The sequence below is a fragment of the Sphingobium sp. RS1 genome, assembly GCF_056156825.1.
The window spans coordinates 81,325-103,438 of the sequence record NZ_JBLZXE010000005.1; the positions used below are offsets into that span (position 1 = coordinate 81,325).

General features: G+C 60.8%; 21 protein-coding genes and 1 pseudogene. 12 read left to right on the forward strand and 10 right to left on the reverse strand.

Translation table 11 applies throughout. The features are described from left to right. Positions 1-73 precede the first annotated feature (73 nt). The 4 genes from ACNHGR_RS24445 to ACNHGR_RS24460 form a co-directional block, all read right to left on the reverse strand. Positions 74-478 (reverse strand): hypothetical protein, encoded by a 405-nt coding sequence (locus tag ACNHGR_RS24445; RefSeq protein WP_475289598.1) that lies wholly within the window; start codon positions 476-478, stop codon positions 74-76. Positions 479-830: 352 nt separating this feature from the next. Beyond that, complete coding sequence (locus ACNHGR_RS24450) at positions 831-1,337, reverse strand: zincin-like metallopeptidase domain-containing protein (RefSeq protein WP_475289600.1); 507 nt, start codon at positions 1,335-1,337, stop codon at positions 831-833. A 44-nt stretch (positions 1,338-1,381) separates the two neighbouring features. Continuing rightward, positions 1,382-3,211: a reverse transcriptase/maturase family protein gene (locus tag ACNHGR_RS24455; RefSeq protein WP_475289602.1), complete on the reverse strand. Its 1,830-nt coding sequence runs from the start codon at positions 3,209-3,211 to the stop codon at positions 1,382-1,384. A 713-nt stretch (positions 3,212-3,924) separates the two neighbouring features. Further along, complete coding sequence (locus tag ACNHGR_RS24460; protein WP_475289604.1) at positions 3,925-4,350, reverse strand: ArdC-like ssDNA-binding domain-containing protein; 426 nt, start codon at positions 4,348-4,350, stop codon at positions 3,925-3,927. Positions 4,351-4,665: 315 nt separating this feature from the next. On the opposite strand from ACNHGR_RS24460, the gene ACNHGR_RS24465 reads away from it, so the two are divergent. Next, on the forward strand, positions 4,666-5,016 hold the full coding sequence (locus ACNHGR_RS24465) for a hypothetical protein (protein ID WP_475289606.1): 351 nt from the start codon (positions 4,666-4,668) through the stop codon (positions 5,014-5,016). 126 nt (positions 5,017-5,142) lie between these two features. On the opposite strand, the gene ACNHGR_RS24470 is transcribed toward ACNHGR_RS24465, so the two are convergent. After that, positions 5,143-5,532, reverse strand: a complete 390-nt coding sequence (locus ACNHGR_RS24470; RefSeq protein ID WP_475289608.1) for a DUF3768 domain-containing protein — start codon at positions 5,530-5,532, stop codon at positions 5,143-5,145. Positions 5,533-5,953: 421 nt separating this feature from the next. Further along, positions 5,954-7,204 (reverse strand): DUF4942 domain-containing protein, encoded by a 1,251-nt coding sequence (locus tag ACNHGR_RS24475; RefSeq protein ID WP_475289610.1) that lies wholly within the window; start codon positions 7,202-7,204, stop codon positions 5,954-5,956. Positions 7,205-8,364: 1,160 nt separating this feature from the next. Here ACNHGR_RS24475 and ACNHGR_RS24480 point away from each other — a divergent pair. The 3 genes from ACNHGR_RS24480 to ACNHGR_RS24490 all read left to right on the forward strand — a co-directional run bounded on the left by ACNHGR_RS24480 (position 8,365) and on the right by ACNHGR_RS24490 (position 11,905). After that, positions 8,365-9,444 (forward strand): RepB family plasmid replication initiator protein, encoded by a 1,080-nt coding sequence (locus tag ACNHGR_RS24480; protein WP_475289680.1) that lies wholly within the window; start codon positions 8,365-8,367, stop codon positions 9,442-9,444. 165 nt (positions 9,445-9,609) lie between these two features. Then, the gene (locus ACNHGR_RS24485) at positions 9,610-10,812 is read left to right on the forward strand and encodes an AAA family ATPase (protein ID WP_475289612.1); all 1,203 of its coding nucleotides are present in this window, start codon (positions 9,610-9,612) and stop codon (positions 10,810-10,812) included. Positions 10,813-10,891: 79 nt separating this feature from the next. Next, positions 10,892-11,905, forward strand: coding sequence for a ParB/RepB/Spo0J family partition protein (locus ACNHGR_RS24490; protein WP_475289614.1), 1,014 nt, complete (start codon positions 10,892-10,894; stop codon positions 11,903-11,905). 185 nt (positions 11,906-12,090) lie between these two features. On the opposite strand, the gene ACNHGR_RS24495 is transcribed toward ACNHGR_RS24490, so the two are convergent. Both ACNHGR_RS24495 and ACNHGR_RS24500 read right to left on the reverse strand, forming a co-directional pair. Continuing rightward, entirely contained in the window at positions 12,091-12,336 is a 246-nt protein-coding gene (locus tag ACNHGR_RS24495) for a hypothetical protein (RefSeq protein ID WP_475289616.1), read from the reverse strand. Next, on the reverse strand, positions 12,275-12,958 hold the full coding sequence (locus ACNHGR_RS24500; RefSeq protein WP_475289617.1) for a hypothetical protein: 684 nt from the start codon (positions 12,956-12,958) through the stop codon (positions 12,275-12,277). Before ACNHGR_RS24500 ends, ACNHGR_RS24495 begins: the two co-directional genes overlap by 62 nt. Positions 12,959-13,058: 100 nt before the next feature. On the opposite strand from ACNHGR_RS24500, the gene ACNHGR_RS24505 reads away from it, so the two are divergent. Next, positions 13,059-13,595 (forward strand): hypothetical protein, encoded by a 537-nt coding sequence (locus tag ACNHGR_RS24505; RefSeq protein WP_475289619.1) that lies wholly within the window; start codon positions 13,059-13,061, stop codon positions 13,593-13,595. Positions 13,596-13,882: 287 nt separating this feature from the next. Here ACNHGR_RS24505 and ACNHGR_RS24510 read toward each other — a convergent pair whose 3' ends face one another. Further along, positions 13,883-15,070, reverse strand: a complete 1,188-nt coding sequence (locus ACNHGR_RS24510; protein WP_475289620.1) for a hypothetical protein — start codon at positions 15,068-15,070, stop codon at positions 13,883-13,885. 303 nt (positions 15,071-15,373) lie between these two features. On the opposite strand from ACNHGR_RS24510, the gene ACNHGR_RS24515 reads away from it, so the two are divergent. From ACNHGR_RS24515 to tnpC, 7 genes are all read left to right on the forward strand, one after another. Beyond that, complete coding sequence (locus tag ACNHGR_RS24515; protein WP_460989874.1) at positions 15,374-16,666, forward strand: site-specific integrase; 1,293 nt, start codon at positions 15,374-15,376, stop codon at positions 16,664-16,666. Then, entirely contained in the window at positions 16,663-17,193 is a 531-nt protein-coding gene (locus tag ACNHGR_RS24520; protein ID WP_475289622.1) for a site-specific integrase, read from the forward strand. The genes ACNHGR_RS24515 and ACNHGR_RS24520 overlap by 4 nt, the downstream gene beginning before the upstream one ends. A gap of 124 nt (positions 17,194-17,317) precedes the next feature. After that, on the forward strand, positions 17,318-18,019 hold the full coding sequence (locus tag ACNHGR_RS24525) for a DUF4158 domain-containing protein (RefSeq protein WP_475289624.1): 702 nt from the start codon (positions 17,318-17,320) through the stop codon (positions 18,017-18,019). Then, the gene (locus tag ACNHGR_RS24530) at positions 18,013-19,638 is read left to right on the forward strand and encodes a Tn3 family transposase (protein ID WP_475289626.1); all 1,626 of its coding nucleotides are present in this window, start codon (positions 18,013-18,015) and stop codon (positions 19,636-19,638) included. The genes ACNHGR_RS24525 and ACNHGR_RS24530 overlap by 7 nt, the downstream gene beginning before the upstream one ends. Then, a complete protein-coding gene (locus ACNHGR_RS24535) occupies positions 19,595-20,005 on the forward strand; it encodes a transposase (RefSeq protein WP_449470492.1) in 411 nt (136 codons plus the stop codon). Before ACNHGR_RS24530 ends, ACNHGR_RS24535 begins: the two co-directional genes overlap by 44 nt. Then, complete coding sequence (gene tnpB, locus ACNHGR_RS24540; RefSeq protein ID WP_449470443.1) at positions 20,002-20,358, forward strand: IS66 family insertion sequence element accessory protein TnpB; 357 nt, start codon at positions 20,002-20,004, stop codon at positions 20,356-20,358. Before ACNHGR_RS24535 ends, tnpB begins: the two co-directional genes overlap by 4 nt. 31 nt (positions 20,359-20,389) lie before the next feature. Next, positions 20,390-21,913, forward strand: coding sequence for an IS66 family transposase (gene tnpC, locus ACNHGR_RS24545; RefSeq protein ID WP_438860449.1), 1,524 nt, complete (start codon positions 20,390-20,392; stop codon positions 21,911-21,913). Between the two features lie 12 nt (positions 21,914-21,925). Here tnpC and ACNHGR_RS24550 read toward each other — a convergent pair. Next, positions 21,926-22,069 (reverse strand): annotated as a pseudogene (locus ACNHGR_RS24550) (IS110 family transposase); the annotation flags it as partial. Positions 22,070-22,114: the final 45 nt, after the last annotated feature.

A 22,114-nucleotide genomic window follows, 5' to 3' on the forward strand; every position in this document is an offset into this window, starting at 1 on the left:
TACCCTATATGGTTAGGTCTATTAGATTTTGGCGACCTTCAAGCTCCCGCCGGCTGCCAGGCGCTCGTAAGTCCTAATCCCCCTGCTGAAATTCCGCCGGTTCCTCGCCCTCGCTGCCTTCCCAGACGATCTTTCCATCTTGCCAGATGGTGACGAAGCCACGGGTGCGGCATTGCGCCGGATCAGGATCGGGCTTGCGCTCGAAATTGAAACAGCGGTTGCGTCCCATGGTCCCCGCAAAGGCGGTCGGCCCGCCCTGCCGGTGCATCACGCGAAAGCAATGACCGCTCGGTTCCCTGACGCGGCGGCCATAGCCGCCCTGCCATGCGCGATGGTCGGACTCTTCCCGTTCACTGGGCGGATGCCAGTGAACACAGCGAAAACATGCCGCATCCGCAGGCAAGCGGGGCGGCTCCGCTGCCGCCGCGCCATCATCGAGCGGCGGCCCGCCATTGTGGCGGAGGCCCGAGGCGCTCATGGCTGCACTTCCTTCGGTCGGACATCGCCCAGTGTGATGGTGAAACCGGCGCGGGCGAGTTCGTCGCACAAGGCGCGCTTGCGTGTCGCGCCCTCCCCTTGGGGCGCGATGTATGAGCAGCGACGATGATGAAAAGCAAAGCCCGCACGTTTCAAGCAGCCGCGAAAGCGCTGCTGGGTTTGTTCGCTCCAATCTCAGGTTCCGCCATAGTTGCGGAAGGCGGCAACGGCATGGACAGCGCCATAACTTTCGTCACGCCAGCGAAGTTCGATCTTGGGGGCAGCTTTGGGCATCGGTCAATCTTTCAGAAGAAGCGAAGAAACGGGCGGCGCGGTCGGCCGCCCGATCGGGGTCAAGCGGCGCGCGCGATGTCGGGCGCGGCCATCCGGGCAAGGATGAATTCGCTGGCCGCCTGCGCGGCGGTCGCGGCGCGGAAGATGGCACGCTTATCGTTGCGAAGGGCGGTCAACCACGAGGCAATATAGGCGGCATGGTCGTCGCGCTCGGTCGGCTCCATACCAAGCTGTGCGCAAAGCATGGCTGCGCCGACCTCCGCGACCAACTCTTCTGCCGCGCGGATTTCCGTCGATTTGCCATAACCATAGAGGGTTTCACGGTCGAGCCGTGACCTATGGCCGCTGCTGTGAACGGCCTCATGTCCAAGCGTGGCGTAGAAAGCGTTGCCGCTCACGAAATCCGCAAAGGCAGGCATGCGGATGCTGTCGGAGGCCGGATTGTAGTAGGCGCTGTTACCACCCTCGCTGTAGGGGACACCATAGCGGGCAAAGGCTGCCTCCAGTTCCGGGTCACGCTGGTCGCGGTTTTTCACTTCGACACGCGGAACAGGATATTTCGCCATGTCGAGGCCATCGATCTGCTCGAGTTGGGTAGGCCGGCAAAGTCTCAGAGAGAACATTGCTCGGCCCCCCTCCGAACCGGACGTGCACCTTTCAGCGCATCCGGCTCTCCACGACTGCGTGCTATCCGCCGTTGGCGGTCGGTTGGTTGACCGGCGTGGATGCTATTGTGGCAAGCGACGCAGAGGACCGCACGCTTGCTCTGCCGTGCCGACCGCATGTAGCGCGACAGCCCGGCATATTGCATCTCCGCGACCCGGCGGACGTGATGGACCTCACACGGAAGGTCATCCCGACCACAACGCTCGCACTGGCGGGCGTTGAGTCGTTCGACCAGCTCCGTTCTGCTGAACACGAACTGGGTGGAGCGGGGATTATCGATCCCGCCCCACGTTCGGACATGTCGTCGCAGGTCCTTCAACTGCCATAGCTTGATCGCGCGGGGTTCATCTCCCACCTCGAAGCGGATGAAGAAGTCCATCCCACGCCGCAGTCTGGCGAAGACGCTGCGAGCTGATGTCCTATGCTTGGCGGCGATGGTTTTGACGCAGGAGAACAAGGCGAAGTAACCGGCCTTATTCAACTTGCGCTTCACGTCGTCAGCTAGGGCATAATAGTTCGCAAAGCCGCGCCATTCGGCATTGTAGGCAAGGACGATCTCCACGTCGCTTGCGAAGCGCAGCGCGGGCCGATGACGCGGGCGGAAGGCTTCATAGTCGCCCCAGCCCTTATCATTGACGAACCGGACCACCCGGTCCCTTGGCACTCGGAGCCGCAGCCGGTCAGCCAAGCCGCGCCGCAAGGTGGATCGACCATAGAAGATCGCCTTGTGCGGATTGCGGTTGGTGCTGGTGCAGACCTCGTATCCTAAGAACCGCGCCCCGTCCGTGGCTTTTCGGATTCCACTTTTCTCGGCAGACATTTCCAGCTTCAGGGTGTCGGTCAGGAAGACCCTGACCTCGTCCATCAACTGGCGTGCATCCGCCTTGCTGCCGGTCACGCCGATGAGGAAGTCATCAGCATAGCGGCAGTACCGTAGTCTCCTATAGTTGGGATCAAGGGCGTCGTTGGCCGGAACGGTCGCCCGTTCTGCCTTGAGCCGACCGATCTCCTCCAGCATGGAGGCGATCTTTTGGGAGTCTGCGGACCCTGCGGCCCGCATCGCATCCACTTTCTTCCGAAGGTAGCAGACCTTTAGACCCAAGCGCCTCGCATCTTTCGATGGCGCGCGCTTGTTGCCTCTGGTGAAGCTGGCGATCCTATCCTGCATGAACATGTCAAGTTCATGCAGATAGATGTTCGCCAACATCGGGGAAACGACCCCGCCTTGCGGTGTACCGCTGTAGGTCCGATGATAGACCCAGTCCTCAATATAACCTGCCTTGAGCAGGCCTTGGATCAGACGCACAAAGCGACGGTCCGCGATCCGCTTTTCCAACAGACCGATCAGGACATCATGATCGATATTGTCGAAGAACCCGACAACATCAACGTCGATCAGCCACTTCACCCCCGTCCATTTGGCGCGTATGGATTCTAACGCCGTATGGCACGATCGCTCTTTCCTAAATCCATGTGAGTGCTGCGAGAACAGCGGCTCATAGATTTGCTCAAGGAGCGTCCGCACCACTTCCTGGACGAGCTTGTCCTCCGTGGTCGGCACGCCAAGCGGCCGTTTCTTGCCGTTGGCTTTCGGGATATACACCCGACGTACCGGCTTGGGCCGATAGCTTCCGTCCGCCAACCGGTCGATGATCGACCTGACCATCTCGGGCGAAAAGCCGTCGAGTGTCTTGCCGTCAACGCCGGGCGTCATCGCACCCTTGTTGGGCGCGATCTGCTGATAGGCATGCTCCCAAAGAAGCGGGCTTTTCATGAGGCGGAAGAGTCCATTGACCCGCCGACCCGACCTGATGATGGTCGGGAGTGATCTGACGGCCCTCTCGACGGTAACTGGCAGCATTAGCACACCTCCTCGTGAGATTGTCTGATCGCAGTCGCTGCCGCCCTTCCCCCGAGCGGTGAGGCTTTTCACACGGGTCGCCCCGCACTTATGGCCGCGCTCGTTCCCCATCAGAGTGGAGACTGTCCCGACCATTACGTCGGGCATTTGAGTACTATGGCGGCTCCGTCGCCATGCAGGTCCGGCAAGCCGTCCTGTTTAGGCGATCCCGTAATTACGGAAGTCGGAGTTCCGACGTGGTTAGGTGCCCCGTTCGTTCACTTGCCCCTCCCTACAGAGGGTGCGCCGGAGAAGCTGGCAGGCTCGCGGTATGACCGCTTGCTCGGGAGGAACTCAACGCCCTTTCCTCCATTTCTCCGATGTGCCGCGTCAACCATTCTGCGACACCGCTCCGTTATTAGCCGCTGCAAACTGGGGTTCAGGCAGTATAGCTTTCACCATACACGTCTTGCCCTGATCCATGACGCCGCAAATGGTTCTGGCGCTTCCGGACCTTTTCTGAACATGCTACTTTCCCCTGTCCCTTTCGGGATTTCAGCTATTCCTAGCCAAGGTTGGTCCAGTGGGCATGATCTATAACCAGCAAGATCATCTACTCATGGTAGAGCTCCTTTTTACTTCCGCCTTTACGGCGCACCGTTGAACACGACATATTTTTTCAGATAGCTGCGGGTGCGGTCTTCGCTCTCGCCCTCCCCTGCCCCGACCTGTTCGGCTTCCGCCTCCTTGGGCGTGAAGCTTCCTGCGTGGACGACAAGGTTGCCCTTTTCGCCCTTCCTGACCTGCCCGCCCAGTTCGCTGGCCTGTCGATAGGTCATCCAATAGGGATTGGTGTAGCCCCGCGCCATGGACGCGGACCACAACAGCAGGATATTGATGCCGCGATAGGCGGTTCCCTCATGGCGCAGCGGCAGCGAGGATGCGCCAGACGCCCAGCGTGGCGACCATGGGCGGGTGCCAGCTTCCAGCATGGCGATGATCTGGTTGGTGACTTCCTCGTAAACATCGATGCGCTCGGCCTTGGTGCGGGGTACTGCGGTCTTGCGGGTCATGTCGTCTATCCCTTGTCTGAAAAAATGGAGCCGAAGGCGATGGCGCGCCATCGGCTTCTGCCTGCTGGCGAAGCGGGTCGGGGAATGGCGCAATTGAGGGCTGATCGCGGCGGAGGGGCATCACCCGCCTGCACGGAGCGCAGCGCAGGAAGGTGGGGAAACCGACGCGATCACCAAGCGGGGCCGCGTAGCGGAACCGACGGCCAGGCCCTTGCGCCAGGGGGCCGGAACAGGCCCCGAAGATTACGATGAGGCGCGGCGGCCATGCCGCCTCCGCTTGTCGCGGATCGATCAGCCGCCTAAACTGCCGGGCCTATGAACCCTATCGATCGCATCTTCCCCCATTGGTCCACCAGCTGGAGCGACCTCTCGCGATCCAATGCGCTGGTCCGCTCGCAATGCCGGGCATGCGGCCTGCAATTGCGGGTCGATCCCGCCATCCAGGCGCTGCGCTTTGGCGCATCCGCCTCGCCCGTCGACCAGCTCGACCAATGCCAGGTGGTGGGCTGCCACGGCCAGCTCTTCTTCATGGTGGCGCGCAGCTATGGTCGCCAATGGCTCACCATGGTCTCGCGCGACGATCTGCGCGCAACATTGGAGCGCGCGGCCCCGGCGGCCAATGCGGTGTCGCTCGATCTGGTCGGCACAGGTCGCGCGCACCGATAAAAAGGAAATCCACCACCCAAGCGCGCCCGTCGCTTGCGGCGGGCGCGCCGTTTTTGTGGGTGAGAGCATGGATCGTCCTGACGCTGTCCGGCGCGACGGCCTTGGCCGTCGCGCTCGGTGCCGGGATCAATATTCGTCGGCGCGAAGGATGGTGAGGACGCGGGCCGTCTGCGCGGGATCGGACGGGTCGCTCGATCCCCATTCGAGCTTGGGATCATAATAATCGATCTTCCAATAGCAGCGGGTTCCTTCCCAATCGAAGGCGCCAAAATCGCGCTCGCCATGGGGATCGTTATCCTCGGAAAAACCATTATATTCCCGCACGAGGCGGAGCAGATCGCGCTGGCGGCGGAAGGCGGTCCAATTGGCGACATCGCCAATCATGGCAGAAATGCCTGCGGTCACGGCGATCTGGTTGAAGCCCTGCATCCGGTGGATATTGTGGCGCATGGCATCATTGAGGGCGGCGATGGTAGCGACCTTGGCGGATTGGTCCGCTGCGTTTTCGTGGTTCATGACATCTGTTCCTTTTGAAAATGGAGCCGAAGGCGATGGCGCGCCATCGGCTTCTGCCTGCTGGCGAAGCGGGTCGGGGAATGGCGCAATTGAGGGCTGATCGCGGCGGAGGGGCATCACCCGGCTGCACGGAGCGCCAGCGCAGGAAGGCGGGGATACCGCCGCGATCACCAAGCGGGGCCGCGCAGCGGAACCGACGGCCAGGCCCTTGCGCCAGGGGGCCGGAACAGGCCCCGGTGATCGAACCGGCGCGGTGGATTGCCGCCTCTGCTTTGCCGTTGGAATGGCTGTTCGCAAAGGATCGGCTTCTTGCGGTGGGAAGGGAGCTTCGTGCCCCCTCCCCTACCGGCATAACTCGGATGGATCTCCCGTGCGGGAAGGATGCCTCCCATCGGATTTGTCCGATGGGAGGCCTGGTCAGCTATACGGCTTCCGAATGGCCAGGATGACCGTATTCACGTTCGTGCCTGCGTGCGCGAAGGACCGTGCTGGCAAGTCGTGCCATTTCATCCAGCCATAGGCTGCGCTGCATTGATCGACGAGCTTGTGCAGCGCCTTGTGCCACTGATCGTCGCCAAACTCCGCCCGCGCACTCATCACCGCGACCAGCACACCGCCGGGCTTCAGAAATTGAAAAGGCATGGCGGACATGGTCGCAATCACGGCCGCGATCAAATGGCGGGTTCATCATGATCTTGTCGACCTGCGGGAGCTCCCCCGGTTTGATCGTGAGAAAGTCGCGGTTGATGACTTGCGGAAACTGATGCAGCACCGAAAGTTCGTGGGCGAGGCCGGGCTGGAGCTCAACGCAGATAACATCGGCGCCGCGCTCACGCGCTATCTTGGCCAGCATGCCCGTGCCCGCGCTGGGTTCCATGATTGTCTCGCCCTTCTGGACCTCGGCACAGCGGGCAACCTGCTCGGCCACCGCCTGGGATGACATGAAGGCCCCGAAATCCTTTGCTGGGACGACATGATAATCGGGCGTTTCGTCGGCCCGGGTGCTGTCGAAGCCGTCCCCAATCACCTCGCCATAATATTCTGCGAGCAGTTTGTTGACCTCGACCAGCAGATCCTTGCGCTCGAACCAGACATGGAGATTGCCGTTATTGAAGACGCGGACCCGGAAATAATCACCCTGGATGACATAGGGAAGTGCCCTGTCCCGATGCGCGCCCGTCACCTGGGTGACGATGCTCTCGGATTCCGGGCAGGCCCCCTGCCCGTCCAGCTCGCGAAACACCCGTTCGACATCGCGCAGCGTATCCCGGCGCTGATAGCTGCTCCACGAACCATAGTCGCTGATGGCGCGATCAAGGATCAGGCGGGCGCCGATCTTGAAACCATCATGCGACCTGAACCGCCGGTCCAGTTCGGCGAAGCTGTTCGCGATGCCGCGCAGATAGATTTCCCGCTGGTTATCCCACAGATTGCCAAAGGTGGCCGAACAATTTTCGGTGGTGAAGGCGGGCGGACTGTCACGCAGACCATTGTTAAATTCCTCGCGGGCCTGCCTGTCCATGAGTTGATCGAATTGCAGCACTTTGAGTAGGTGCGACCAGCAACGGCGATCGACCTCCTGCGTGATCAGGGTTTCGAAGCGATCACGCGCCGCCATGGTGGAGCGCTCACGGGTTCCGCGATCGTAAAGCTCAATCTCGCCGGTTGCCAAAAATGCCTTGGTCAGCGGGTCGTCATCATAGCGGGATGATCCGATGGTCAGGCCGACCTTGCCCCCGATCGATGCTTCGGCCGCCGCCTTGGTTGCCCCATGGAATTCGTCATAGGCGCGCAGCCAATGCGCTATTGCAGTGCTGCGCCCGCCCGTGATCTCGTCCACCTGAACGCGCTGCATGATCTCTGCGGACATTTGCATTTCCTTTCCCGTAGAGCCAAAGGCGATGGCCTCACGCCATCGGCTTCTGCCGGGTGGCGAACCGGGTCGGGGAATGGCGCAATTATGGGCTGATCACGGCGGCGGGGTTCACCCGATCTGCACGGAGCGTAGCGATGGAAGATTGGGGAAACCGCCGGGGTCACCAAGCGAAGCAGCGCAGCGGCGGAGACGGCCAGGCCCTTGCGGCAGGGGGCCGGAACAGGCCCCGGTCTGGCTATGATCATGAACCGGAAGGAAACGAGAAATGCGAGTCGGCTCTCAAAGCGCTGTATCCAGGAATGCTGTTATCCAGGCATCGACGCGGCATTGCGCAATGCAGATTTGTAGACGCCCTACATTCACCTCTCCCTACCTTCCACGTAGGGGTTATCGAAATGAGGAGGAGCTTGGCTGGTGCGCAGACAAAAGAATCATTTTTGAAAACGCCGCTGCTTGCAGCGGAGGTGATTCCTGATTCTAAGGGATTCAGATTCAATCCTACAAAACGTCGTAATGTCAGCATGTTAGATCGAATTACCTGACCTGCCGGGGGATCTTACCTGACTTATTGGGGGCTTTTGCCTGTCTTCGCGGGGGATCTTACCTGCCCTGTCGGGGGCTTCCTGACTTGTTGGGGTGGGGGCGGAATGAACGTATTTGCGCCACCTACCACCATGTCGCGCTCAATATTTTGAACGTTTGAAACTCCTGAGAATGGACTATGTGCGACTCGGCTGTTTTGCTGTCTCTCTGGAGCGTTGGAGAAGGATTCTATCCTGACCTATTGGGGGACCAACTGCGGGTTATCCTGACCTGACTTGACGTGAAAGGTCAGGTCAGGCAATTTTCCGAATCTTCTGAGACTCCTGAAAATCTGGTATGACATGAAATCCGAGACCGACAAAATATCGGACAATGCGGAACTAGAAGAGTCTCCTGAAGCCCCTGGCCGGGCGATGCGGGTTGCGGCAGCCTTGCGCGCAAAGGGCGGTGACGAGTTTGCAAAGCCAGGAAACATCATCGAAGTTAAGTTCGTCAAAGGCGAGTCTCTGAGCCTTACGGCGTCACGCCTGCTGGCCTTGATGATCCTGACTGCTGGCGGTGACGCTTGGGAAGATAAGCCACATAGAATGCGGAAGGCAGATATTCGACGCGGCCATAAGGGGAATGAGCGGATTACCGACATGCTCCAGGAATTGCACCGCACACTTTTTGCCGTCGATGATCGTTCCTGGCGGGGGAAGAAAGCCACTACGCTCTTTTCGCTAATCTCCCGGTCGCGGGAAGAAACTGAAGAAAATGGTGGTGAGGCAGGATGGATCGAATGGGAATTTACTCCAGACGCTCGTAAGATGATTCAGGCATCGGAAACGTACGCTGTCCTTAACAGACAAGCGGTATTGGGCTTTCGCTCCAACTATGCGTTGAAGCTTTACGAACTTGGGGCACTGCGCCTTCATAGACGACAGGCCACATGGAAGGGCGACATGACGGCCTTACGTGCAGCCTTGGGAATTCCGCCTGATGTATATACCGACTTTGCACAGTTGAGGCGCAAGGTTCTTGAAAAGGCGAAAGCCGAAATCGACCAGCTTGCGCATTTCAGAGTGGAATGGCGGGAGATACGCCAAGGTCGTACAGTCGCGGAAATCGAATTCCGGTTTGAGCCCAAAGGGGCACCTGAGGTAATCGAAACAGTCGATGAACTCGACAGGCATTCGAGTGGCAGGAAGGAACGACGGGACGGTACGGTCGAGCAGGTGGTATCGACCGATGGAGGCAAGTGCATTACCGCGAAATCATCGCGGGCTAGGAAAATTGATGAGCCTCTGTTTCCTCGTGGGTCAATCAGCTTCGGCCATGACGAGATCGTCGGCATCGCGCGGCAGTTTGGAGGCGGTTGGGATGTAGAGCTGATCGCCCAGAGCTTCAGGGATCATATGGGGTCTCGTCTCGATAAGTTGCGTGGCGCCAAACTGGCCGCAGCTTGGAAGGGTTTTTGTGAAAGCTGGGTCACGCGTCGAGGTCGTGCCTGAGTAAAAATTGCACGCGTGCAATTTCCTCTCCCCCACCGAGTCAGGAATGACGTTTTCGGGTACCGCAGATACAAAAATCGGCACGCCAACTTTCGAAATTTTTGAAATTATTGACCAAAAAGCGCAAGCTGGTGTACCACGTGCTCGATTTCGAAAGGACTGCATGTGTCGAACGCTCTTGAAATTGATGGGGTGGAACGCCTTGTTTCGGTAGCCACCCTCGCAAACCGAACCTCATCAGTGCTGGAGAAGCTTCGAGACTCCGCCAAAAATGCGCGGTCGAATGATCGACGCGAGCCTACATTTACGATTAGCAAAGCCGCTGAACTCGTAGGGAGAACACCCGCTGCTATTCGGGATGCAGAGAAGGATGGAAGACTTCCAGAGCCCTCTCGCAATGATAACAATCGCCGGGAACGGTACACGCTGGCACAATTGAATGACATGCGGGGTGTCTTTGGAACGCGCCCATATCGCAGTCCAGAAGATCCCTGCTGCGTCGTCGCAGTCCAGAATTTCAAAGGTGGGGTCGGCAAATCAACGCTTTCCGTGCATCTCGCGCAATATTTAGCCATTCGGGGGTATCGCGTCGCGCTGATCGACTGTGACAGCCAAGCTTCAGCCACCACATTGTTCGGCTATGTTCCCGACCTCGATCTGGACGAGAATGACACGCTGTATCCTTTCCTTCGGGAAGGAGAGCGCACGTCGCTCGATTACGCTCTGCGCAAGACGCATTTCGATGGCCTGGAACTTATCCCGGCCAATCTTCGCTTGTTCCAGTCGGAATATGAATTGGCGGCCCGTATGGCGCGGGGCAGTGGGGCCTTATTAGATCGCCTGCGTGAGGGCATCGAGAGCATCTCGGATCGTTTTGACGTTATTGTCATGGACCCGCCACCGGCCCTGGGTGCGATTTCACTCTCCGTTTTGAGAGCAGCCAATGCGTTGGTGGTTCCCACACCGCCGACGGTCATGGATTTTTCGTCAACCGCGGCCTTTCTCTCAATGCTCGACGAGACGATAGAGGAACTTGCTGAGCGAGGTATGGCGCCCGAACTCCAGTTCCTGCGATTTGTGGGGTCGAAGGTTGACGAGAATAAGTCGATGCAGAAAGAGCTTTTGCAACTGATGCGGACATTGTTCGGCCACGCGATGGTTCGCACGCCGCTTAAGGACTCCGCTGAAATCGACAACGCGACTGCGCGGCTGATGACCGTCTATGAGCTGGATGGACCCGCAACCAGCTCGTCGGTTCGCAATCGATGCCTGAATTATCTCGACGGAGTGAACAGCGAAATCGAAGTGGATATCCGGTCAATGTGGCCCAGCCATCAGGCGCGGCTTCGGAACGAGGCGCTGGCATGACGGGGGAAAATTGCACCCGTGCAATTCGACATAATATTGGAAATTGCACGCGTGCAATTTTGGCTGAAAGGAGGTTTCGGTGAGCAGAAAGAACAGCGGTTTCGCAGCCGATCTGGCAGCAGGGATCGACCTGACCGAAGAGTCTGCACCCACCAGGCGACCGAGCATAGCCGCGAACGTCCTCACGGGTCGGTCGAACCGGCTTGCTGATCTTGCTTCTGGCGCAGTCATCAATCGAGTCCATGAACTCGTTGATCCCGCACGCTGTCGGATGTGGGAAGGTCACAATCGGGACTATGCTCTGCTAACCGAGGAGCGTTGCGCCGATCTCATTGAGAGTATGAAGGCGCAAGGTCGGCAGGAAATGCCAGCTATCGTACGCCGCGTCACCGGTGACAGCCAGTTCGACTTTGAAGTGATCTGTGGAGCCCGTCGGCACTGGTCGATCAGTTGGCTACGAGCGCACAACTATCCCGATTTCAAATTTCTCGTCGATGTCCGTGAAATTGGAGACGAGGAAGCCTTCAGGCTGGCAGACATCGAGAATCGCGCTCGAGATGATCTAACCGACTATGAGCGAGCAAGAGACTATCTCCGTGCATTGACCACCTACTATGATGGTCGTCAGAGGACGATGGCGGAGCGCTTAAAGGTTACTGAAAGTTGGCTTACCCGTTATCTAGATTTGGCACGTCTTCCGCGCGAGTTAACCGTAGCTTTCGTAAATGTCCAAGAGCTTGGCATCAGAAACGCAATCGCGCTCAAGGGGTTTCTGAAACCTGATGATAAGCGCGAAAAGGCGTTTGCAGAAGCAGCGCGCCTGGCCGCCGAGCAGGCGGAGGAGGGGAGGGCACTCCCAGTGCTCGACGTCATCAAAGCGCTGACCATCGCGGTTGAGACCCCCAAGAAGTCAGGTTCCCCCAAAAAGTCAGGAAAGCCCCAAACAGTTTCGAGCCCAGGCGGGAAGCCCATCCTGAAAATTTTGGGATCGGACCGTAAAGGCATCCACCTCACCTTGCTCAACAAGGGGGGCGCATCGCGAGACGATGTTGAAGCGGCAATCAAGGATATACTCGACGCCCATTGGGGCTGATTGCCAGGCGGCAGCGGGAAATGAGGACGAGCTTGATCGGAACTCTCAAAGCGAAACTTCCAGTGTACCGATCGTTATCTCAAGGCCAGTGCAGCTGTTCGGTGGATCCTTTGCATCGTGGGAATGGAAGGAGAAATTGGCGCTCAGAGAGGCTCTGAGGGGACGTCATTTTCGCCCCCTATGTCTCAAATTGTGGGTTCAAAGAGGTCCGCAGCGGATGAGCGGCGCCGAGCAGGGGAGGGGGCAACGCCGCTGACCGGAATCGTGTAGCTGCGAAAGCTTGCCCGCCCCGTCCGCTCGACAAGCAGCCCTGTGGCCTCGGCAGTGGTCAGCAGCTTGATCGCGTCGGCCGACGTCAGCCCGAACTGCTTAGCGACCTGGCTGCTGGTGATGGCGGGACGCGCCATGGCGAAGAAGATCAACTCCTTCAATCTGCCCGTCCGTCGCCGATCGCGGATATGACCGGCGGCGCGGTGGCGTAGGCGCGTAATCCGAGCCCAGTTCGAGGTGCGCGTTGGCGCCGGCCAGGATGGCACCGAGCCAGAGATGATCAAGCTCGGCGCCCTGGGCGATCTTCCATCGGCCACCCACCAGTTTAAGACCCAGCGCTGTCAGTCCGCCGTGGGACCCTTTCCAGCGTCCGGGACCCCCGCGATCGCCGATCAGCAAGCTGGCGACGGCATCGCCGCGGGCGAGGGGAGCAAGCTGGCGCCACAGCGCGGCGATCCGTCCCGCGTGGAGCAGGGGAGGGGAGGGGGAAATAGCTTTGCATGCCTTGCTCCAAGCCTCGATCGCGGGAACCAGCTCCCAAACCGCACGACGGCTCGGGACACGTTCCTCATGCCGATCGCGGTCCGCGCCGAGCCAGGCCAGCAGGGCGGTGGGATCGGCCATCAGCGCTTCCACGCTGATGGCCGTGCCGATGGCGTGCTTCCAATGGGTCAGGTCATAGGCACCCGTCACGACCCGTCCCCGCGCATCGACCGTCACCGCCTCGTCAGGCAGTTCATAGGCATCGATTACGGCGAGCGCCTGCCGTTCGGCCAGCGCCATTCGGGCTTTCCACGGCCCCCGAACCGAGACGGTTCCGCCGCGCTATTGGGCGACACTGGTTCGCAACCGCTTCCATTATGCGTCGGCGCGCCATCTGCTTGTGGCAGCCGCTCACAGCAAGGAGGGGCTGGAAGCCGGGCAGTGGGAGCAGATTTTCCGCTTCGCGACGCAGCCCGCGCGCGTCGCGTCACCCACCAAAGTGCGCCGCGGGGTCGAACCCAAATTAGCGGACCTGGTGACGGCGATCGCAAGGATCGGCTTGCGGCAGCTTGAGGGCAAGCGATGGATGCTGGACGCGGTCAGCCAGCAATTGGAGCGGGCCAGGTGGGACTACGCTTTTGTGTATGCGCGCAATATGGTGCGCAAGTCGCGCGTGGCGCTGGCGCGCGAGGTGCGGCTCCGTCGTGCGGCTGCCAGTGTCGGCGCAGAGACCTTGACGCAGACCTGCTTGCGAGGTTTCCAGGAGGCGCTGTTCTATCTCAAGGAATCCGGGATGGCGGACGATGTGACTTTGGTCCGGCGTTGCGATGGTGATCCTTGGGAAGGTTGCTACGATGACGTTGATCTTTTGCGGTCGCGGCTCATCGAGCGTTTTGCTGATCCTGTCTTTCATATCCCGCTCGATTTGCGCAGGTAATGCACTGGTACTGACCGGAAATGGGCCATTAGTCGCTATTTTGCCCTCAGAAGCCCGTAGAGCGCATTAACGGCCTCTCGGTACCCACACCTATCCGAGGCGCGGTTTTCGCGCTCCAAGGGGCTTTTGCGGGCACTTTTCTTTTCTCGTTCAAAATCAACATCTTGCTGGCATTCTCGGGCCGATCGTTGGGGGGCCTGCCTAAATAGCCGGTCCAGCGGGTCAAATTTCTCTTTCACCGGGCGTGTCGCCGATGCGACGCTCGCATTGCTGTAAGATCGACCGGGTCATTGCCTCGATGAATCCGAGCGGGCCAGCAGGCGATCGATATCGGCCATAGCCGAGTCATGTTCGGCATAAGGGTTATCGGGCACGTCTTCATGCTCTGTCGGCGTGACGATGGGCGCACGCCGGGGCGGCAGGGCGCGGACGACCGTCTGGTGGCGGTGCAGGCTTGTTTCCGCCAAACCCGCTTGAACGAGGGTGGCCACGAGATCGCGTACGCCATTTTTCGAGACGGCGAGGGCCTGCTCGATCTGGAGCGGGCGCAGCGGCCCAAGGCTGGCGAGCAGCCGGTACAGCAGTGGGGCGCGCGAGGTCGAGCGCAGGCCGGATAGGGGGTGCTGTATATCCTGCACGCGCGCATGGGCCGCATCCAGCTGATCGCTCAGCCGCTGCGCGGCTTGCCCGGCGGCCTCGGCGACGAGGATCGCGCGCTCACGGGGCCACAATTCGGGCCGCAGCGCTTCCGCGCGCACGGATCCGGGCAAGGGGAGGGGGCGGGCGCCAGGGTTGGCGCGTGCGATCAGGGGACCGATCACGAGATCCAGCGGCCACAGCCCCATGCCAGGCCTGGTCTGCTCGAACACCATCGGTCCAGAGGGCAGGGCGAGCAGCTGGCGACTGCGCTCGGCGGGCGCGAAATGCGGCGAGTCTGCGGCCGCCGCATGCAGATGATCGAGCGCGGCGAGCGGCCAGTCGCCTTCGGTGGGCGGGGTAAGGGGCTCGGCCAACCCGGCTGCCTCGGCGACAGCGAAGGCGGGCAGGATTTCGGCGGCTTCGGCCCGGTCGGTCCGGTCGAAGCGCGCCGCGGCGCGGATCTGCGCGGCCGCTTGCGCCAGTGGCGTCCATGCAGACAAAGAGAGCTCGGACAGCAGCGTTTCGGCCACGAGCGACGCGGGTGCTGCGATTGAGGCTGTCGTGTCAGGCGCCGGCTCAAGGCCGGAAAACCACGCTGAAAACCAGTCCCCGGTGCCGGAAAAGCCAGAGTGCGCGAGGGCGTCGATTAGCAGCAGGCGGATCAGCGCGGCGCAAAAAGCATGCGCCACGGGGGCGGGCACATGGGCCAACCGACCTTGAAGGAGGCCCCAGGCCAGCGCGGCGCGCGCCCGCGCCACCATGAGCGCGTCGAGGGGCGCGTCTTCGTCCGACTGGAGCGGATGCATGACGGTCGATGGCGCTGAAAGGTCCTGCATCTCTTAGGTCTAGTTAAATTGATTTAACTGCACCAGCCCTAGCATGCCATTTTTCGAACTATCGATAATAGAAATTTATCGATAGTGACATCGATATTTTCGCTGCTATGCTCCCGCCATGCGTGTCGTTTTCCCAATAAGACCGGACTCCGCGCTGTCCGCGGTTTTAGGCAGGTCACTTTTCCCAATAACCCCGGATTCTGAGCCAACAGCCAGACGGAACGGCGAAAGGGCGCTGACTCGCACGGATCGCCAGCGCAGTCTTGCGTCCGCGCAGGCCGGGAATATGCTCGAAACGACACCATGAGCGCAAAATCAGCCTTGCGAAAGCGGACGCAGACACAGCACCTTCCTGCGCCAAAAGCCGCGGTCTCCGCGGAGATTGTGACGGTCCTGGCACCGGGCGAGGCCAGACTGCCGCACCGGCGGTCCGGTTCCGCGCAGGATCGCGAAGCCCAACTCGTCGCCTTGCTCCAGGAGCTGACGGGCGAAGACACTGCCCTGGACGCGCTCGCCTTCCGGAAGAGTCTGGAGGCGCGGGCACGCGCCAGCATCAAGGCGCTCGCGGTCGATCTCGACTGCTACGCGCGCTTTTCGGAGAAACAGGGTGGGATTGGCTTGCCTGCCAGCGAAACGCGGCTCGTGGCCTATGTCGAGTATTGCGAGGCGCGTCGGCTCAAGCCTGCGACCGTTTCCCGGCGCCTGTCCTCGCTGGCGGTGGCCCATCACTTCCTGGGCATTCCCAACCGCGTGGGCGCGGGTGTGGTTCGCGATGCGCTGCGTGGCCTGCGGCGCCGGGTCGGGGTCAGCCAGCGCCAGGCCGGTCCCTTGCGCTTCGGTGAAGGCATCGGGCGCGAGGCGGTCAAGGGGTTCACGCTGTCGGTCCTGCTCGAAGCGTGCTCGGGCGATGTCGTCGGGCTGCGCGACGCGGCCCTCCTGTCGCTGGGCTATGATGCGGGTCTACGCGTGTCGGAGCTGGCGGCGGTGGAATTCGACCGGATCGAGCCTCAGGACGACGGTTCCGGTTTACTCCAATTAGCGCGTTCGAAAACCGACCAGGAGGGGCAGGGGGCCTTTGTGTGGCTCTCGCCCGATACGATGCGGCGCGTGAGCCTATGGATAGAGGCTGCCTCGATCCGTACGGGCGTCCTGTTCCGCAGGGTGGCGGTGACCCGGACCAAGGCGCGTGAAGCGCGGCGCGAGCGCACCATCGGCGATCTTGCCCTGCACGCGCTCGTCGATCGCGAGCGCATGGCGGCCCAGCCCGCGCGTTCGGCGACCGCGACCTACAAAATTGGCGAGGACGCGCTCACACCCGCCGCCGTGCGGCTGATCATCAAGCGGACCGCGCTGGCCGCGGCCGATCAGGGTCTCGTCGATCTCATGGGCGCGAATCTGGCCCAAGCAGTCAAGGCGCTCAGTACGCATTCGCTGCGGGTCGGCCTGACCCAGGACCTGTTTGCCCATGGCGAGGATGCGGGGCCGATCGCGCAGGCGTTGCGCTGGACCTCCACCGCGACCGCGCTGCGATACGGTCGCAAGCTTGCGCCCTCCTCGAACGCGGCCGCCCAGATGCTGAAAGGTGTGAGAAAATGATGCCGTTGCGACGAAATCTGTCAGTCAGACGAAAGGGCCATTGGGCACCCGATGCAGTCTTCTTTGTCCGTTCACACAAGGGCGACCAGGAAGGGGAGGGGGCGACCGCTTTTCTGTCGATGCGCAGCGTGCTGGCGATTGAGGCGTGGATTGCGGCAATGGCCGAGCTGCTCAAAGTTCCTGATATGTCGGAGGGGCCGCTGTTTCGGCGGCTGTTCGTCAAGCGTCTGCCCCCGGTTGACCCCACGGTCGTCAAAGCCGCAGCGCGGCGCCATGCGGCGGCGCTACATCTCGGGCTGCAGCGCCTGCTGCCCGACGCTGTGGTTCCGAGGCGCTGGGGCCGCGATCCGCTGACGGTGGTGACGCTCGGGACAACGGCACTGCGACCGCAGGCGGTGAGTGCAATTTTTAAGGCGCGGGTGCAAGGCGCGTGGGAGAAAGGTTTGCTTCCCGATCTTACCGCCGAAGAGGTGGCAGAGTGGGTCAAGGGGGGGTCCACGGAACCAAGAAGCAAAAAGTGCCGCTAAGCAACGCACTGATTTCTTTTGGGAAAAAGCAGGATACGGCGCTAAGTGACTGATATGATTGGGGCGTGAGGTTTCTCGACCTTTCCCGCCGGGTCTGTACCCTTCTTACAGGGAGGGCCGAGTCGTGGATGCGCCGTTTCGACAATATATTGGATGGGAGCGGTTCCCAGACCTGACTGCTCACGAAATTGCCGGTTGTTTCACTCTCTCCGATCTTGCGCGGAGAGCGGTCCTACGCCGACGACGCGCGCTCAATCGCCTTGGCGTCGCGTTACAGATAGGTTTTCTGCGGCTCACCGGAGCCCCGCTCAATTCCTTCGAGATCATCCCGCCACGGATCTTGGCCCACCTCGGCAACGAACTCGGCCTCCCCGCGCCCCGCCTTGCTTCCATCCGCGCCCTGTACCGCCGCCGGCGCACATTATTCGAACATCAGGCGGCGGCGAAGGAGGTCCTGGAATTACTCAATCTGACCGAACACGCGGAACGAGCACTCAATGGCTTTCTTCGGCGAGAAGCGGGCGAGAAATTCTCGCTGGAAGAACTGGAACAAGCCGCTCGCGCCTGGCTGGTGGAACATGACTATATCCAATTGCCCGGACGCCGACCGAGAAGTTTGGCAGTGGCGGCACGTCGTCATTGTGATGAAGTGCTCCTCACTCGCGCCGTGAGCGCGGTCGGCCTGGAACAGACAAAGGTCTGGCAAAGTGAGCTGTCGCAGACGATGGAAAACGGCAAGACTCGTCTCTGGAATGGTTACGGGATGGGCCTACGAGCCGAAAAACGAAAGGCCTCGCAGACCATATCGCCAAGATCGATTTGCTGAAGAAGCTGGGTGCCGAAAAGCTCAATCTAGGCTTGGCGACCGGAATGCTGAAGGCTCAAGCCCGTTCAATGCTTTATCGCAAGTCCTCCACTATTTTGCGAATGCGAGGCGAACGCAAGAGCCTTGAGATCGCCTGCTTTCTACGTCTGCAGCTGCTCCGTCTCACCGATAATGGCCTCACCATGATCGACTATCGGATTGCCAACCTCTGGCGCCAAGCCAAATCGCGCGCCGAGGCGACGGTCGAGGATGAGCTCCGCCGTCATCAAGCTCTGGTCTTGCAGCTCAACAGCCTTCTTGAAGATCAGAATCTGTCAGATGCCTCTGCTCGCGAGCAAATGCACGCAAGTTTGTCGCCGTTCCTTCCGACCGGGATTCATGGTCCGGCCACGAAGGTCGACCGTATTCGACGGGAATTGGCCACCGCGGGCAAGGCTACGAGGGAACTGCTAAACGCTGCGACGTCGATCAGTCTCAATGTTCCGCCTGCCCATCCGCTTGAACAAACGTTGGCAATTGTGGGTCGAGTAGCCCACGCGGAAAAGCCGCGCTTACCCGAAGGCACGCCCAATCCGTTTGGTCGGACATGGGCTTTTCTGATCGATCAACCCGATCGCGAGGCCGCGTTCAAGGCGTACCGGGCCGCAACGCTGATGCGTCGCATTGAAGCCGAAGGTCGATTACCAGCGGCGAACCCCGTCATTCTGGATCATTTTAGAAACTTGCCGGTCACCGGCCTGTGGGGTGGCGGAACTCAAGCATCGGCTGACATGATGAGCCTTGATGCATCCCGTCGTCTTTGGAATGCTCGGCATGACCCGCGGCGTCGCACGCCTGCGATCGGAACCTATACCCACGTGCTCGATCAATGGGCTATCCTGCATGATCAGGCCGTGGTGCTGAACCGACGACAAGCCGGGGCTGCTATCGAGGGAGCGCTTCGCCATGAAGCCGTTGATCTTCACCGCCTCGCTGTCGACACCCATGGTCACACCCATTTCGGGATGGCGTTGGCCAAACTGGTCGGATTTGATCTAGCGCCAAGGTTGGCTCGCCTGCACAAACGCAAGCTATACCTTCCCCGAGGCATCGATGTCCCTGTCAGCCTGCGTTCCGTCGTCAGCGAGACGGTTTCAATTCGGGCAATAACCCGAGGATGGGATGCGCTTCTTCGCATTACGGCCTCGACCAAGAACGGGTGGTGTTCGGCAACATATGTGCTGGATCGTTTTGGCAGTGCAGCTCGAGGTGACGAAGCCTTTCAGGCAGGTGGTGCCTTCGGCAGGCTTCTCCTCACCCGCTTTCTTGGCACCCACCTCGGCAATCCTGCCTTCCGGGCCATGAACGATGCACTCCTTAGCCAGGGCGAGTCTGTCCACACCCTGCAAAGGGCAATTTATTCTGGTCCAATTGGTCCTGGCCACGGACGAACGCCCGAGCAAATGGCGACGATATCGTCATCGCTGACGCTGCTGACCAATGTCATTATGACGTGGAACGCAAATCGGATCGGCGAAGTCAGTGCGCAAATGCCGGAGATGTTTCCCGATCACCAAATTAGACGGATTGCTCCCAATGCGCACGAGCACATCAACACCAAAGCCAGTTCGACGGGTTGAAGTTCTCAGCGGGATGGCCGGACGACGGCGTGCCTGGACGCTGGAGCAGAAGCTGGCGCTGGTTGCGGAGATGGAGCGTTGCGACAATGTCGCTGCCTTTGCACGCGAGCGGGATGTCAGCACTGCGCTGCTATACACATGGCGGCGGGAGCTGCGTTACGCGGTAGAGGCCAGCAAGATTCCGCCCCGTCACGAGCCGATGTTCGTGCCCGTGGTTGGCGAGACATCGCCGCCGGGTTCGCACGATGGGGTTGTAGAGGTCGAGGTCAGTGGTGCCGTTGTCCGGATCGGGCAAGCGGCCCGGACCGATCTGGTGGTAGCCGTTATCCAAGCTCTGCAGGGCCCAGGAATTGATGGTGATCGATGATCGGGATAGGGCCTGGTACGCGGGTGATGGTGGCGACGCGCCCGGTAGATTTTCGCAAGGGTGCAGATTCGCTTGCGGCGCTGGTTGGTGCTGAGTACGGCGGTGATCCTTATTCGGGCGTGATCTACGTGTTCCGGGCGAAGCGCGCCGACCGGATCAAGCTGGTCTGGTGGGACGGCACCGGCCTGTGCCTGATGGCCAAGAGGCTGGAGTCCGGCGGTTTCAAGTGGCCCGGCATCCAGGACGGCGTGATGCGTCTTACGGCGGCGCAACTGGGCGCTCTGCTGGAAGGTCTGGACTGGCGCCGAGTGCATGGCGGGCGGCGCCCGATTGCTCCGCAGATTGCCGGTTGACGGGGCTTTCGTCTGCTGATTCACTGCCCTCATGCTTATGGAAGCGGACCTTCCCAACGACGTCGAAGCGCTCCGTGCGCTCGTCCTCGAACAGGCCCGCGAGCTTGATGCTCTCAAGGTTTTCCAGGCCGAGGTCGAGCGCCTGAAGGCCATCATCGATGCCTTGCAACGCCACCGTTTCGGCCGCCGTTCCGAACAGCTCGATCCCGACCAGTTCGAGCTCTCCCTGGAAGAAGTCGAGACAGCATTAGCTCAGGCCGAGCAGGCCCGCGACAAGGCGAAGCGGACACCGGCGGATCGGCCGCGCAAGACCAACCGCGGATCACTGCCTTCCCATCTCGAACGGATCGAACAGGTTGTCGATCTCGAGGACAAGGTTTGCCCTTGCTGCGAGGGTTCACTCCACCAGATCGGCGAGGATGTGGCCGAGCGTCTCGATGTCGTGCCCACCACCTTTCGCGTGCTCGTCACGCGCCGTCCGCGCTACGGCTGCCGTTCGTGCGAGAGTGCCATTGTGCAGGCCCCGGCGCCGGCACGGATCGTCGAGGGCGGCATTCCTACCGAAGCGCTGATCGCGCAGGTGCTGGTCGCCAAGTACGCTGATCACCTGCCGTTGTACCGACAGGCACAGATTTACGCCCGCCAAGGCATCCAGCTTGATCGCTCGACGCTGGCCGACTGGGTGGGACGGGCGGCTTGGTACCTGCGCCCACTGCGCGACCATATCCTGGAGCGATTGCGGCGATCCGAGCGGCTGTTCGCCGACGAGACCACCGCACCAGTGCTTGATCCCGGTCGAGGGCGGACCAAAACCGGGCAATTATGGGCCTATGCTTGCGATGATCGCCCGTGGAGCGGCGATGATCCGCCGATGGTTGCCTATGTCTATGCTGCCGATCGCAAGAGCGAGCGGGCGGAAACGCACCTGGGCGACTTCGTCGGCATCCTGCAGGTCGATGGCTATGGTGGCTACGCCGCGCTCGCCCGGCGGCGCAACCAGATCCACCTCGCCTTTTGCTGGGCCCATGTGCGCCGCAAATTCTACGAACTGGCCGACAGCTCGCCAGTCGCCACCGAAGTGCTGCGCCGGATCGCCCAGCTCTATGCCATTGAGGACGAGGTACGAGGGCTGCCTGCCGAACAGCGCCGGTTGATCCGCAGTGGACGCAGTCGCATCATCGTCGATGACCTCCACCAATACCTCGGTGCGCGGAACCGCCAGGTAAGCGCCAAGAGCAAGCTCGGCGAGGCAATCCGATACGCGCTCACCCGTTGGGATGGCCTCTCCCGCTTCCTCGATGATGGCCGCATCGATCTCGATAGCAACACCGTCGAACGCTCAATCCGACCCCTCGCGCTCAATCGGAAGAATGCCCTGTTCGCCGGCTCCGATGAAGGCGGCGACAACTGGGCGGTCATCGCCACGCTCATCGAGAACTGCAAGATATCCGGTATCAATCCGCACACCTGGCTGACCGAAACGCTCGGTAAGCTGGCTGCGGGTCATCCGGCCAGCGCCGTCGGCGAACTCATGCCATGGACCGCCGTGGCCTGAGAACACCGGTTACGGTAAGTCGAGTGCGGCGAAGGCATCGATTAAGGCAGCGGGGTCGCTCGACGCGCGAAGTTCGCGTTCGATCTTGCCTACCTCATCGACGATACAGATCGCTGTCTCTTCCAACGAAACATCCAGTCCGGCATAGTAGCGCATGGTTGCTCCTCCTTATGGTTGTGGCCGCTCAACACGGACCACGTC